The organism is Candidatus Phytoplasma solani (assembly GCF_041729705.1).
Classification (GTDB): Bacteria; Bacillota_I; Bacilli_A; order Acholeplasmatales; family Acholeplasmataceae; genus Phytoplasma; species Phytoplasma solani.
In genome coordinates this window covers 1-13,329 of the sequence record NZ_CP103788.1, presented here as the reverse complement: position 1 = coordinate 13,329, position 13,329 = coordinate 1, and the positions used below count along the sequence as shown (strand labels likewise).

The 13,329-nt window shown below is 26.5% G+C and carries 15 protein-coding genes; 6 read left to right on the top strand and 9 right to left on the bottom strand.

The window, feature by feature from the left end; genetic code table 11:
• Positions 1 to 45 precede the first annotated feature (45 nt).
• From psc1_RS00075 to psc1_RS00055, 5 genes are all read left to right on the top strand, one after another.
• Positions 46 to 957 (top strand): hypothetical protein, encoded by a 912-nt coding sequence (locus psc1_RS00075; RefSeq protein ID WP_373375613.1) that lies wholly within the window; start codon positions 46 to 48, stop codon positions 955 to 957.
• A gap of 26 nt (positions 958 to 983) precedes the next feature.
• Positions 984 to 1,307 (top strand): hypothetical protein, encoded by a 324-nt coding sequence (locus psc1_RS00070; RefSeq protein WP_193550449.1) that lies wholly within the window; start codon positions 984 to 986, stop codon positions 1,305 to 1,307.
• A 21-nt stretch (positions 1,308 to 1,328) separates the two neighbouring features.
• Positions 1,329 to 1,661, top strand: coding sequence for a hypothetical protein (locus tag psc1_RS00065; RefSeq protein WP_122225517.1), 333 nt, complete (start codon positions 1,329 to 1,331; stop codon positions 1,659 to 1,661).
• 90 nt (positions 1,662 to 1,751) lie between these two features.
• On the top strand, positions 1,752 to 1,991 hold the full coding sequence (locus psc1_RS00060; protein ID WP_373375612.1) for a hypothetical protein: 240 nt from the start codon (positions 1,752 to 1,754) through the stop codon (positions 1,989 to 1,991).
• A gap of 268 nt (positions 1,992 to 2,259) precedes the next feature.
• Positions 2,260 to 3,324 carry a hypothetical protein gene (locus tag psc1_RS00055; RefSeq protein ID WP_373375611.1) on the top strand — a complete coding sequence of 355 codons (1,065 nt, stop codon included), beginning with the start codon at positions 2,260 to 2,262 and terminating at the stop codon, positions 3,322 to 3,324.
• Positions 3,325 to 4,132: 808 nt separating this feature from the next.
• On the opposite strand, the gene psc1_RS00050 is transcribed toward psc1_RS00055, so the two are convergent.
• The 7 genes from psc1_RS00050 to psc1_RS00020 form a co-directional block, all read right to left on the bottom strand.
• Positions 4,133 to 4,447, bottom strand: coding sequence for a sigma-70 family RNA polymerase sigma factor (locus tag psc1_RS00050; RefSeq protein ID WP_373375610.1), 315 nt, complete (start codon positions 4,445 to 4,447; stop codon positions 4,133 to 4,135).
• A 608-nt stretch (positions 4,448 to 5,055) separates the two neighbouring features.
• Positions 5,056 to 6,705, bottom strand: coding sequence for an AAA family ATPase (locus tag psc1_RS00045; RefSeq protein WP_373375609.1), 1,650 nt, complete (start codon positions 6,703 to 6,705; stop codon positions 5,056 to 5,058).
• A gap of 697 nt (positions 6,706 to 7,402) precedes the next feature.
• Positions 7,403 to 8,830: an IS3 family transposase gene (locus psc1_RS00040; protein ID WP_373400975.1), complete on the bottom strand. Its 1,428-nt coding sequence runs from the start codon at positions 8,828 to 8,830 to the stop codon at positions 7,403 to 7,405.
• Positions 8,831 to 8,857: 27 nt separating this feature from the next.
• On the bottom strand, positions 8,858 to 9,094 hold the full coding sequence (locus psc1_RS00035) for a hypothetical protein (RefSeq protein WP_122225444.1): 237 nt from the start codon (positions 9,092 to 9,094) through the stop codon (positions 8,858 to 8,860).
• 18 nt (positions 9,095 to 9,112) lie between these two features.
• A complete protein-coding gene (locus psc1_RS00030) occupies positions 9,113 to 9,502 on the bottom strand; it encodes a DUF2963 domain-containing protein (RefSeq protein ID WP_122225445.1) in 390 nt (129 codons plus the stop codon).
• Positions 9,503 to 9,618: 116 nt separating this feature from the next.
• Positions 9,619 to 9,993 carry a DUF2963 domain-containing protein gene (locus psc1_RS00025; protein WP_373400997.1) on the bottom strand — a complete coding sequence of 125 codons (375 nt, stop codon included), beginning with the start codon at positions 9,991 to 9,993 and terminating at the stop codon, positions 9,619 to 9,621.
• 148 nt (positions 9,994 to 10,141) lie between these two features.
• A complete protein-coding gene (locus psc1_RS00020) occupies positions 10,142 to 10,336 on the bottom strand; it encodes a hypothetical protein (RefSeq protein ID WP_373375629.1) in 195 nt (64 codons plus the stop codon).
• 110 nt (positions 10,337 to 10,446) lie between these two features.
• On the opposite strand from psc1_RS00020, the gene psc1_RS00015 reads away from it, so the two are divergent.
• Entirely contained in the window at positions 10,447 to 10,692 is a 246-nt protein-coding gene (locus psc1_RS00015; protein ID WP_373375605.1) for a hypothetical protein, read from the top strand.
• A gap of 68 nt (positions 10,693 to 10,760) precedes the next feature.
• On the opposite strand, the gene dnaN is transcribed toward psc1_RS00015, so the two are convergent.
• Both dnaN and dnaA read right to left on the bottom strand, forming a co-directional pair.
• Positions 10,761 to 11,894, bottom strand: coding sequence for a DNA polymerase III subunit beta (gene dnaN, locus psc1_RS00010; protein WP_122225447.1), 1,134 nt, complete (start codon positions 11,892 to 11,894; stop codon positions 10,761 to 10,763).
• A 37-nt stretch (positions 11,895 to 11,931) separates the two neighbouring features.
• Positions 11,932 to 13,299 (bottom strand): chromosomal replication initiator protein DnaA, encoded by a 1,368-nt coding sequence (gene dnaA, locus psc1_RS00005; RefSeq protein WP_373375604.1) that lies wholly within the window; start codon positions 13,297 to 13,299, stop codon positions 11,932 to 11,934.
• Positions 13,300 to 13,329: the final 30 nt, after the last annotated feature.

Below are 13,329 nucleotides of genomic sequence, written 5' to 3'. Positions count from 1 at the left end.
TTTGAGGTATAATAACAATATAATTAAAAAAAGGAGAATTAAAAAATGAATAACAAAAAAAGTTCAGCACCAATCATTATAATTTTATTAATTTTAATAATTAGTAGTGGCGTTGGTTTTTATTTTTGGATGAACCAAACACCAAAACCCGAAACCCCACAAACCACCCAGCAACCCAGACCAAACCCAAACACACCTCACACACACCCCACGCACGGCACCTCAGCCCACAAACCAGAAAAAGGTGAAGAAGAATTAGACGAAACTAAAAAAGAAGAAACCCAAGACCAATCAACCCAACCAAAATTCACAATCACACAAGCTAATTTTGACAAAGTAAAAGAATATATATTTTCAGAAACCGATGACAAATCTTTATTACCCAATGATCTTTCTGAACAAGAAAAAAATAAAATTGAAGAAATAAAAAACAGTTGGAAATCATCGTTAAAAGAAGAACAAAATCCAATTGATGAAGAAAATAACAAATGCGATGATTATAATCGCCAAATCCAAGAAATAAAATCGCAATACCCATCATTAAAATCTCAAAAAGAACAATTAGAACAACAAGAAAAAACCAAAACAGCCGAACTTAATAAATTAAAATATCAACGGGGAGAAATTAGTCCTATTTATGCAAAAACAATTAAAAAACTCTCAAATATTGAAATCATAAACCCTAAAACCCCCAATCCAGAACTAGAAACCAAACTAAAAGCCGAAATCAAAATATTACAAGACGAACGACTTGAAGTAGTTGGCGAAATTGACGACATTAAAGTTAAAATCGGAAAATTAGAATCCAAACAAGAAATGTACGAAGATATGTTATCAAGCGCCAAAAGTTACAAAAAAATATTAGAAGACCGATTTAAAAATACTAAAAAAGATTTTCAAAACCAAATTATAACTTCACTTAACGCCCTCTACCAAATCACCTCAACTGAGGGATAAAAATAAAAAAAAGGAGAATCCAAAAAATGCAAGAATTAAAACAATATTCAAAAATATGTATCTTTTTTATTGGTATTATTATTTCCGTGGTTGTTACTTTTTATTTTAATAATCATAATAATTTAAAAGAATATAATAATTTAAACACTCAAACACTAAAAGAAAACATTGATTTAAAAAGTCAAACACTAAAAGAAAATATTAATAAAGTTGAGCAGAAAGTAGATGAATTTAGACAAGAAACTAATAACAATTTCAAAGAAGTTAATTCCAATTTCAATAAATTAGAAAATAAAATTGATAATAAAATTGATAGATTAACAGAAACATTTATTAATATGAAAAAATAATAATAAAAATAGGTTACAAAAATGAATTTAATAAAAAAAATATCTAAATATATCCCTTATATTTTTTATATTTCGATGATGATTTCGTTTAACGTTATCATTGTTAAAACTTTTTTATTTTATCAAACCCGAAAACAAATTGAAGATCTAAATCAAAAACATTATAACGAACTGGAAAAACAAATTAAAAATTTAGAATTAAACCTTACTAATTTAAAAACATCAATAAATGAATTTTTAATAAAAAAACAACAACAAATAGAAAATTTAGAATCTCCAAAAGAAATTCAAAAACAAAAAAACATTATAAAACCAACTAATTTTAATAAAAATTTCAAAGAAATAACAAAATAATTTATATAAAATTTAATTTTACATAAAGACCCTTTCAAGGGTCTTTTTTTTATATTGATAACAAACAAACCAAAAGAAAGGAGACAAAACATGTTAAAAAAATTATCTAAAAAACTAAGCAAAAACGAAGTAGATCTTTTTGGATTTCTACTTTTAGGAATGTTTACAATCACTACTTTGTTTTTAGGAATTATAGATATGATTAAATCTAGTTCATTTTTTAACCCATTTACCCAAAAAGATGTTATAATTTTGCTTTTAATTACAATCATATTTAGAGAATTATCTAATCATATAGATCGTGAAAAAAACCAGTTGTCATTTAAATAAACCACTAAAACCCAAAAGAAAGGAGGTACTTTCATGACAAAAAAAACTAAAATTCCCTTTATCTAAATATTTAATCATTATTTTTACATCTTTTATTTTTATTTTTTCTTCTCATTCAATCTCAGCTCATTCTTACTTTCATCGTCAAACCAAATCAACCATTAAATTAGCAGACAACGAGGAACTCCAACAAGAATGGTTAAATACCCAGCTGAAATTAAAAAGATACGATCTTAACATTCTTTCAAAAAAAGATATCCCAAAGTTAATGGAATTATTTAATGTTAATGGAGTTTGGTTGTACGACCCAGGCGGAACACCCCCAGGTTATAATTCACATACTTACAAGCAAGTAGGTTATTGGTACTTTAAAAACCCGCCAAAAGGTTTGTTAGGTGTTTATTTCAAACCTAGAATCAATCCCTTTAACTCAAAACATCCTCATGAAGACTATAAATACACCCTTGACGACCTTTTAAAATACGAAACCGCTATTGAAGAAGCATTTGTATTTTGGGATGCCAATGTCATCACACCAACCAACCCCCCCAAAATCCATTTATTACAACAAGATATTTATGTAGGCCAATCTAAAGAAGAAGCTATTAACAAATATTTAATATCAAATCAAATAACCAATCACACAAAAGTAATTAGGCCATCTTGTTATAACGTCACTCCTCATACTGGTTTGGTTTTACCTTTACCATCAAAAACTTTCCATGAAATTGATATTGACGCCATTTATTTTGATGCTGGTATAAGAATCATGCCAGAAAACACCCCTAATAAAACCTACACAATCAATGACCTATTAAAACTATCAAACGGCGCAAAAAACATTTATCTTTTTGCATTCAACACCAAAAAATACATAAAAACAATCACCTTACCAGACAATATAGACCCATACACTGCCATTCGCGATTGGAAAAGAGTCAACAATTTATATGCTTATGAAGGAGAATATAACAGACATTCTAAAAGCATCAATAGTCCTATAAAAATAACAACACCCAATAATTATCACGAAATTAATATTTCATTTACTGTTAATTTATTAGAAAATACTTTTGAAACTGAAGATAAAATATATTATATTACTTGTCAAGATATACAACCAAAACAAACTATTTTAAAAGACTATCACAAAGATTATATAACTTGGCTAAATCAATGTTACATCAAAAATGGCGCTTATTATACAGGTGGACAAGTCCGCAAAATGATCGGCCGTTCTAGCAAAACCCTTTATGATGAAAACGGAAATACTCATTTTTATAAATACACCCCTGTGCGCTGTTTCGTTTTTTTAGACAATTTTTTATTTTAAAATTACTCTTTAAGAATACGGATAGATTAATTGCGTTTCAACAATGGGATTTGCGTTTCCATTGTATGTATTACAATCAGCCCCCGTCCAAACCGTACGAGCAAGTTTCCAAGCATACGGCTTTCCATAATTTACTCTCTTTCGAGAACTAATTTTGCCTTACGGCTGATTAGCTATAGGATCTTATTCAATGTTCGCGAAAGCTTAGTTTCATCTGAAACAGTTGTTGACATATTTATCAACTCCTTCCTTGATTACAGTGAATAAATAGTAAATTACTAGCTATTTTCGCCTTGTAAAGGTTATTAGCCTTCGCTCTGGTGGGTCATTGTGTTAGCATATTCCAATGCTAACTTTGAATTATCCACGACTATTAAATAGCTTCTTTATCCTTGAGCGTCTTGGCATTTATTCCTTGACTTGTTAATTAAATAACTAGCTTTTAGGATTCTCCAAGTTACTCTAAATATCTACCTTTGTCCTTTAGGTGAAGTAACCACTTATGTTTTAACGTCTTTCCTGACTGTCGGTGAGATTCCAGGTTTTCTGTTAACTAGATAAACTAACCAAGACAAACTAAATATCTTGTTAGATTCTGGACTATACGGCTTCAGTAGTTTGCATATTAGGTTATAAGATTACATCTGCTTTCCTTCTTAGACCATTTCAGGCTTATCCATGGGACAATTTGGTGGCGGTATCATCTTGACTAACTACTTCGTCTCAACCCGCTTTTATGGTCTGCTGTAGTCCCTTATTCTTTCGTTTAACGGACCGACCATATCCATTCAGTGTTTATCGGCACTGGCTATTGGTTAGATAGCTCGATATTTAGGCCTCTTTGGCGCCCGCTTTTTCTTATTAATTCGCGGATTTCCGATTTTATCGTTGGAGTTGCGTAGGCGATAAAGTCATATCCTAAATCTTGGTAATTATCGAGGGCTTTGATTAATCCTAAAACGCCTTCTTGGTATAAATCCTCTTTAGTCAAAACTCGCGGATAGAAATTAAATTTGTTTGATAATTTTTTTGCTAACGGATAATGCAGTTCAATTAATTGATTACGAATTTCTAAATTCTTTTTATTTTTTAAAAAATCTTTAAATAATTCTTGTCTTAACATTTAATTCCTTTCTAAAAACGTTTTTAGAAAAGATATGAAATTATTTTTTTAGTCTTTAAAACAAAAAAAGACTAACTTAATAGTTAGTCTTAAAGAATTTTTAAAAAGCAAAAAGTGTCTAAACTTTTGGAACACCTCACATGTTTAAGTTAAAGATTATATAAACAATTAAGCTTATTTTTTATTAATTTTGTATTTTTATTGTGGTTAAATTTTTACTTTTATTCGGCTTTTTTGGATTTTGAAGTTGTATTTTTTTGTTTAAAGGATATAACTTCTAAATTACTTTTTTAAAAATTTAATAAATAATCGATTTTTTTTAGATCACTTTTTTGTCGTGATGCAGTTCTTTTTTGATGGAATAATTATCTAATAAAAAAAACCACCCGTTAAGATGGATGTAAAAGATTTTAAAAATTAGGATAAATATTAATTGTTTTTTTAAGGAGTAGTAAAGGCAATTGTTATTATTTTGCCTACAAAGTTCGGCGAAAAAATGGTGATAGCATTTGAATTTAAATCTGTATTTAATTTTTAAGTTGTTTTGTTGTTTGGTAGTTAATATATTACTTATATTTAGTTTTTGCATTTATTTTTCTAAAGTTTTTTTAATTTACAGTAATATTATTGTTTTCTATTTTTATTTGTTCTGCAGGAATGTTTTCAAAATTATTTTGATTTAAAGTTCCTTTACTTAAGTCAGTAAGAGTGTTTTGTAATTCTTGCCATTTGGATTTTGAATCTTCGTTTTTATATTTTTCCAAAATTTTTTTAGCTATTTCATATGATTCTGTGATGATATCATTTATTTTGTTTTTTGCTTCATCATCGATAGTATTTTTTAAAGGGCTTAATCCCTTCATATCATCTTTTAAAGACATTCCGTAGTTAACTACCATTTGGGTGGCGATATTGTCAGCTTTTTCTAAATCGTTACCACAACCAAGACTAATATTATCTTTGTTATAAAATATCTCTTCAGCAGCTCTTCCACCTAAAGCAATTATAATTTGTTTGATTAAATCTATTTTAATTGGTAATTTGGTGTCAGTATGAGGGAAAAAGATAGTATAACCGCCTGCCTTTCCTCTCGCTTTGGTAGTGACACGATGAACGTCAAAACCTAGTGTTTTTGCTAAGATAGCATGACCTAATTCGTGTATCGCCACTCTTTTTATTTCTTCTTCGTTTCTATTTGATGTTTTTTCTTGACCCATCAAAACTCTTTCCATCGCTTCATAAATATATTCTGCGGTGATGTTTTGAGTATTATTTTTTTTAGCCACTTCTTTTGTTTCATTAGCTAAAGCCATAATTTTAGCAGGTGAAAGGTGGACTCCATGAATCACTTTTGCAATTGTGTCAAAGTCAAGAGTGTTTCCTTGTGGAACAACAATAGTTTCTTGCAGTAATTTTTTGGTTGATTCAAGATCTGGTAAATCAAGCAAAATATGATTTCCTAAACGTCCTTCTCTGACTAAAGCGTTATCTAACATATCCATTCTGTTAGTTGCAGCAATAAGGATTGCTTGTGGAGTTTGGTCAGAAGAAACAAAACCATCTATTTCTGCCAATAAAGCTGTGAGAGTGTTTGTTTGCTCTTGGTTTTTGTTTTCATCGTTTAACCTTTTTTGCCCGACAGCATCAATTTCATCGATAAAAATAAAAAAATATTTTTGCCCTTTATTTTGTGCAGTTATTTTGGCAGTATTGAATAAAGATCTTACACGACTTGCTCCTACACCGACATATTTTTCAACAAAATCAGAACCAGTGGTGATAAAAAAAGGAGCATGTTGATAAACAGAGCCAGCTAAACATTTAGCTAAATGAGTTTTACCAGTTCCAGGTGGTCCATGTAATAAAATTCCTCTCGGTAAATTGGGATTAATTGGATTATTAGGATTGACTGCCTCAACATATTTTTGTAATTCATTTTTAATATCTTGATAACCTAAAAAATCTTTTAGTTTTTTTGGGTTTTTGTTAGGGTCAACTTTAAATTGTTTATCAGCGGCCCAAGAGATCTCGTTTACTTCTTTTTTTTCTAAAGATTGTTCGAATACTTGAATACCACTCATCAACATTAAAATAAAAATAATTATTAAAATATTGACAATAATGTTTAAAACACGAGCTATGATAGCTAAATAATCAGTTTTTGGTGGTGGAAAAAACGGCAAACTAGGACCGTGCGGTGCTTTTGGTTTTGGTGGTGTATTAGGTTCATCATCAAATCTTTGGGGTTCCCATTTCATAAATTAACATCCTTTTTGTTTTGACTTTTATATTTTGTTTTTTTGACAAAATAGCTTGTAAGACTATTAAACAATTAACAAACTTTGCAAAGTTAATAATAAATAATTTTATTGATTTGAACAACTGATAATCAATACTTAACATTTAATATTTTAACAAAATTTAAAAATAGGTACCGGTACGTCAAAACACTACCACTTGGAAACAAATTTATGAGCCAAATATGTGTTTATTAAACTACCTATATTTTAACATAAAAAAAAATACAAAGCAACAAAAAAAACAACAAAAAATGATTTTTTTTAAAAAAAGAAAAAAACAATACCAGAATCAAAATCAGATATTTTATAATATATTATTTTATATTAATTTTTAATAATAATATTATATAAAGATTCTGATTCTGATGTTTAATATATAATATATAGTAATACCAGAATCAAAATCAGATATTTTATAATATATTATTTTATATTAATTTTTAATAATAATATTATATAAAGATTCTGATTCTGATGTTTAATATATAATATATAGTAATACCAGAATCAAAATCAGATTATGTAAAATTATAACTTAATTTTTTTTATTTGTCAAATGTTTTGCTTATTTTGTTAAATTATATATATTTTTTATCATTATAAAAAAAACCAGCACAAAATGCCCTTCTAGGTTGAAGGGTTAATAATTATAGGTTTATTGGTAATAACGTCTCATTTTTTTTCGTTGGGGTTTAATAATAAATGGTTTTAAATCAGGGTTTTTTTGATAATAATTTTTATATTCAAGGGGCACCATCCCATCTAACACTTGCATTTCACGTTCATAGTTATAAAAATGAATATATGAAGTAATAATTTCTTTCACTTTGTCAAAACTTAAATCTTTTTTCCTAATTAAATTAATAGTCTCGCGTTTAAAATTAGACCAAAAGGCCTCTATACATGCGTTATTTGATGGTGTGCCTTTTTTGGAAAAACTAGCAATCATGCCTTTATCTTTAACCGCTGTCATGTATTCTTTGGAGGTGTAAACGGTGCCCTGATCGCTGTGATGAATACAACCATTAGAAAAAGGTATTTTTGATAATGTTTGCATAACAAAATTAATGTCTTGTTTTTGAGATAAATTAAAGCTAATTATTTCTCTTGTATGTAAATCTAAAATAGCTGATAAATAAACCTTAGCGCCGTTTGGCATAATAATATAAGTAATGTCAGTACAAATCTTTTGTAAAGGTTTTGAGGCGTAAAAATTATTATTTAATTTATTTTGAAATGTGATTTTTCTTTGTTCGGCTTTGACTTGAAAATGTTTTGACTTGGTTTTTTGCATCCGTGATAACAAGTTTAATTTATTCATAATTTTTAAAACTGTTAAGCGTGATACTTTAAAGCCTGCTTTTTTCATTTTAAACCAAATACGACGGTATCCTAATCTCATAATAGGGATATGGTTTGCCACAAAAGCGTATTGATAACACATTTTATAAATGGCTTTTTCTAAGGGTTGATTAGTGGCGAATTTTTTATTTTGCAAAAGCCACCGATAATAAGTGCTTTTATGTATTTGTAGTTTTTTTAATATTTGATTAAGAGACAAAGATTGAGAGTATTTTTGAATGATTTTTAAGTAAAAATCGCGTTTTTCAAGGCGGTTTTTGAATAGTTTTGTCGTTTCTTTCGTTAAAGCTTGTAATAAGTCCTCATCTTCTTGTGATATGGCCTTTTTTTTAGGTTTTAAGTTGTCTAATTCTCCTTCAGGGTCGCTATTATACTTTCTAACCCAGTCATAAACTTGTGAAATATTTTTAATTTCTAATTTTTCAATTATTTTTTGACAATGAATTTGGTTTAATTCATTTTTTAGTTTTTCTATTTTTGCTTTTAATTCTTGCGTCTTATTTACTAACATTCTTGCCACTTTTAAATGCGCTTGTCCCCAAGTTGCGTTTTCTTCTGCTTCTTTTATGTTGGTTAAGTCTTCTTCTTCTGCCCTAGCTGTGTATTCTTGCGCCCAATACATACATGATTTCGCTTTAGTTATGCTTTCGCGTATCTCTTTGTTGGATAATTGAAATTCTTTTTTTAATTCTTTAATTTCGTTTTCAATATTTGTTTTCATTGTTTGTTTCCCCTTTTTTGGATATTTTTATTTATTCTTGGATTCAGCTTTTAATTGTTCTAATTCATCGCCTAGTTTTTTTAATTGGTTAAAGTATATTAGCGCCTTAGCTGTGAAATATTGTGCCTCAACTGTTTCTTCTTGTGTCATTGCTGTTTTTGCTTGTATCTTGGCTATGTATTCTTTTGCCTTGGTTGTGTAATATTGTGCCTCTTCTTTGAAAAGTTGAAATGTTTTTTCTACTTCTTTAATTTCATTTTTCATTTAATTTGTTATCGCTATTTAACATGTTTTATTTATATGTTTTACTTCTTTAATTTGACCGTTGTTGTGAAAATAAGTTTCTTTAATAGCTAGTTTGCGAGCGGTTTGTTTGAATTCATACATACAATCAATTGTCCCGTCGGATTGTAAAAATGTTTGTTTCGTTAATTCGCTAGTGTTTTTATCATATTCGCTTATATCACGAACATTTTTTCCGCCACCACATCCGTAATTAATTTCTTTGATTTCTTTACCTGTGTTTTTATATTGTTCGTATTCACGAATAAACCAAATTGCTTTATTATCGTTGTTAAATGCTGTTTCTTTAACTAGTTTGTTTGTTTCTTGATTGTATTCTTCAATAATTGGCCAACCGTTTCTTTTAACTAATTTAATTTCATTTTTCATTTTTTTTATTTTCTCCTATTTTTGTTTAATGGTTTTTTTAAAAAGATTCTGAATAATCAAGTATAGAATTATTCATTTTTAAATATTCCTTTTCTTTTTTTGTTTCATCTATCCTTTTAAAAGGATAGATGAAATGTATTATTTTTTATTATCTTGTAATTTTTTAAATAATTATAATTTATAATAACAGGTTTTTCAAACTCCATAGATTTCCATTTTTCTTTTAATTCACCTGTGTTTTTATCATATTCTCTTACCAAATTAACAGTTTTACCGTCATCTTGATAATAAGTTTTTTTAATTAATTTATGTGTTATTTTGTCATATTCCTTTATAAACCAAATAGTTTTTGTATACAAATTATAAAAAGTTTCTTTAATTAGACTTTCAGTTTTTCTATCAAATTCACTTATATAATCAATATTTTTTGTATCAAAATCATAAACAGTTTTTTTCAAAAGAGTTTCTACATTTTTAAGACGTCTTTCAATACAAAAAATAGAATCAGTTTCAAAATAATATTGTATTACCTCGTAAAAATCTTTACCTAATTTATATTTAAATCCTTTAAAACTACTAATTTTATTTTCAATATTATTTTTTTCATTTTTTTGTTTCCCCTTTTTTGGATATTTTTATTTATTCTTGGTTTAATTGGTTTTTTAATGCTTCTATTTTAGTTTTTATTGTTTTTGCCTTGATTTTGACTTTTTGTGCCTCGAATTTATATTCTTCCACCCAACGTGCGAATTTTTTCGAATAATTTATGTTTTCGCGCTCCTTGGCTGTAAGGATTTGCAAATTTTTTTCTAATTCTTCAATTTGATTTTTCATTATTTTTTTCTCCTTTTCGCAGTTTAGAAAACAAAAAAAAGCTAAACTGTTTATTTTAATTTAATAAACAATTTAGCTTGTTTTTTTGTGGATTTATTTTTTGTTTTTAGGTGATTTCGTTTTTTGGTCCGGTGGGAATTAAAAGAACTTTCCCTGCAGTCGGTCAACAACTAATTACTAATATCAAAGATACTTCTTTATTCCAAATTATCGGTTTATCAAGTCTTTTTTTAACTGCTCAAAGTAACATTACAAAAGATCCAGATATTTGGACTCCTTATATTATAGTTTGTTCGATTTATTTAATCATCATTTTTATTAGTAATTTTATTTTTAAATTATTACAAAAAAAATAAATTCTACTTTATAATAAAAAAAAACTAACTTTTTTAAAAGTTGGTTTTTTTTATTATTTAAAAATTAATTAATAATTGTCTTTTGGAATAGGTAAAATCAAATGAGTAGAAGCTTCTTTTCCTAAAGTAGTTACGATAAAAGGTTTTAAAGGGGTTTCAAAGTAAAAAACAATTTCTCGTGCAGTTAAAACTTTTAAAATATCTTCTAAATATTTAGCATTAAAAGCGATTGAAAAATTTTTAGTATTTTCTTTCAAAGGGACAATTTTTTCTAAAGCTGTACCTAAATTTTCGTTTGAAATTGAAATTTCAATTATTTTTTCTTCTGTTAAATGAAATAAAATCACATTATTAGTTTCTTCTTTGAAAAAAAATAAAGAAATTCTTTCTAAGGCTTTAGTTAAATCTTCTTTATTCAAATGAATGATAAAAGGAAAAGATTGCAAATTAACAGCTTGTATTTTAGGATAATCACCTTCTAAAAGAGTAGTTTGAAACCATAAATCATCAATTTCTAAAAAGATTTTTCTATTATCTGAATAAAATTTTAATGTTTTATCTTCATAATAATCTAAGATTTTAATCAATTCTTCCAAACTTTTATTTGGAATAACTATATCAAAATTACGATAAGAAACATTTAATTCAATATTTTTACGACTCATTCTAAAAGAATCAGTGGCTAACGCTTGCAAAATGTTTTTTTCATAAATTAAATTGGAACTCATCAAAATAGGTCTTTTTTCACTCTTAGAACTGGCAAAATTAACTTCTTTAAGCATTTTTTTAAAATTAGAAACTTCAATCTCAAAAAAATCTGTCTCTTGAAAACTGAATTCAAGAAGCAAAAAGTCTAAAACATCCATCAATTTTAATTTATATTCACAAAAACTAGTTTGAATTACTAAAAAATTATTTTCCGTAACGGTAATTTCAACTAAAGGGTCATTAATTTTTTTAATTATTTCGATAAAATATTTTCCTAAACAAGCAATTTGACCTTCTTTTTTAATTTTTAAACTTTGATCTTGAATTGCTATTTTAACCGCAATATTACCATTATTAACTTCTAAAATTAAAGTATTTTTTTGAGTTGTAATTTTTAAAGCATTAAAAATAGGGAAAAAACTTTTTTGGGGCAAAATTTTTTGTATTTTTAAAAGTTGTTGCAACAATATATCTTTATTAATTTCTAAATACATATTTTTTTCCTTCTTATTTTGTTTTTTTAATTAATTTTTAAGAGTTAATTTTTTTTAAAATAAGATCAATTGAATTTTTCAATTTACAATCAGTTTCATAATTTTTTTTAATTTTTTGATAAGCTTTAAAAACGGCTGAATGATTTCTTTTAAAAAAACTACCAACAATATTATAAGGAATTCCTTTTAATTCTTTGATTAAATATATAGCAACATGCCTTGGTAAAGTATATTTATGTTGTTTTTTTTTTCCCATTAAGTCACGAACGCTGATGTTAAAAAATTTACTAACTGTTAATTTAATTTTTTCTAAAACATCTTCATCGTAAGAAATATTTTTTTTACTTTTAATTAAAGGGTCTAAAGCCTCATTGGCAACTTTCAAATCGATTTGATATCCAAATGTTTGAGCATAATTTAAAAGTCTTAATAAAGCCCCTTCCATCTCTCTGATATTATTAACAAAAGAAAAAGCAATTAATTCTAAAATTTCTTTTTTAATTTTTAAAGGGTCGTTATTTTGAAATTCTAATACTTTCTTTTTTAAAATATTAATCCGGTGGGCAAAATCAGGACTTTGAATATCAACCATTAAACCAGATTCAAATCGAGAAGTTAATCTAGACATAATATTTTTTAGTTCTGAAGCTGCTTTATCACTTGTAATAATAATTTGTTTTTGATTTAAATAAAGATAATCAAAAAGTTTAAAAAATTCCATTTGAGTTCTGGTGGCTCCTGCCATAATTTGAATATCATCAACTAATAAAACATCAATATCACGATATTTTTCATTAAAATCTTCCATTTTGGCTTTTCGTAATTGATTAGTAAATTCTTCAATAAAGCCATCAGCTTTGACATATAAAACTTTTTTATTTTTCTTTTCTATTATATAATTACCAATTCCTTGGATAAGATGTGTTTTACCGATACCAGTTTTACCAAAGATATAAAAAGGATTAATTGTAACTTTTTCTTCTTCTATTATTTTTTTAGCTATTTTGAAGGCAAATTTGTTACTTTTACCAACAACAAAATTATCTAAATGATATTTAGAATTAATATTGCCAGAATTATATTTATTAAAATTTATTTTTTTTTCTTCAATTTTAATGTTTTCATTATTAATATTTTTAAAATCTATTTTTTCATTTTTTTCTTTAGAAACAAATTCGATTTCTAAATGTTTTTTTATTTTAATTTTAATTAATTCTTGAATTTTTTTAAAATACATTTTATAAATTTTATTTTTAATAAATTCTGTTTCTACTAAAATAATTATTTTTTCTTCTTTATTATAAATTTTATTAATATTAGAAAATGTTTCTTTAAAAACTTCATCGCTATAAATTTTAGATAAATCTTTTAAAATTAAATTCCAGATTTCAATATAAGAATTCATTTTCAAACCTTTCAAAAATTTATTTTATAT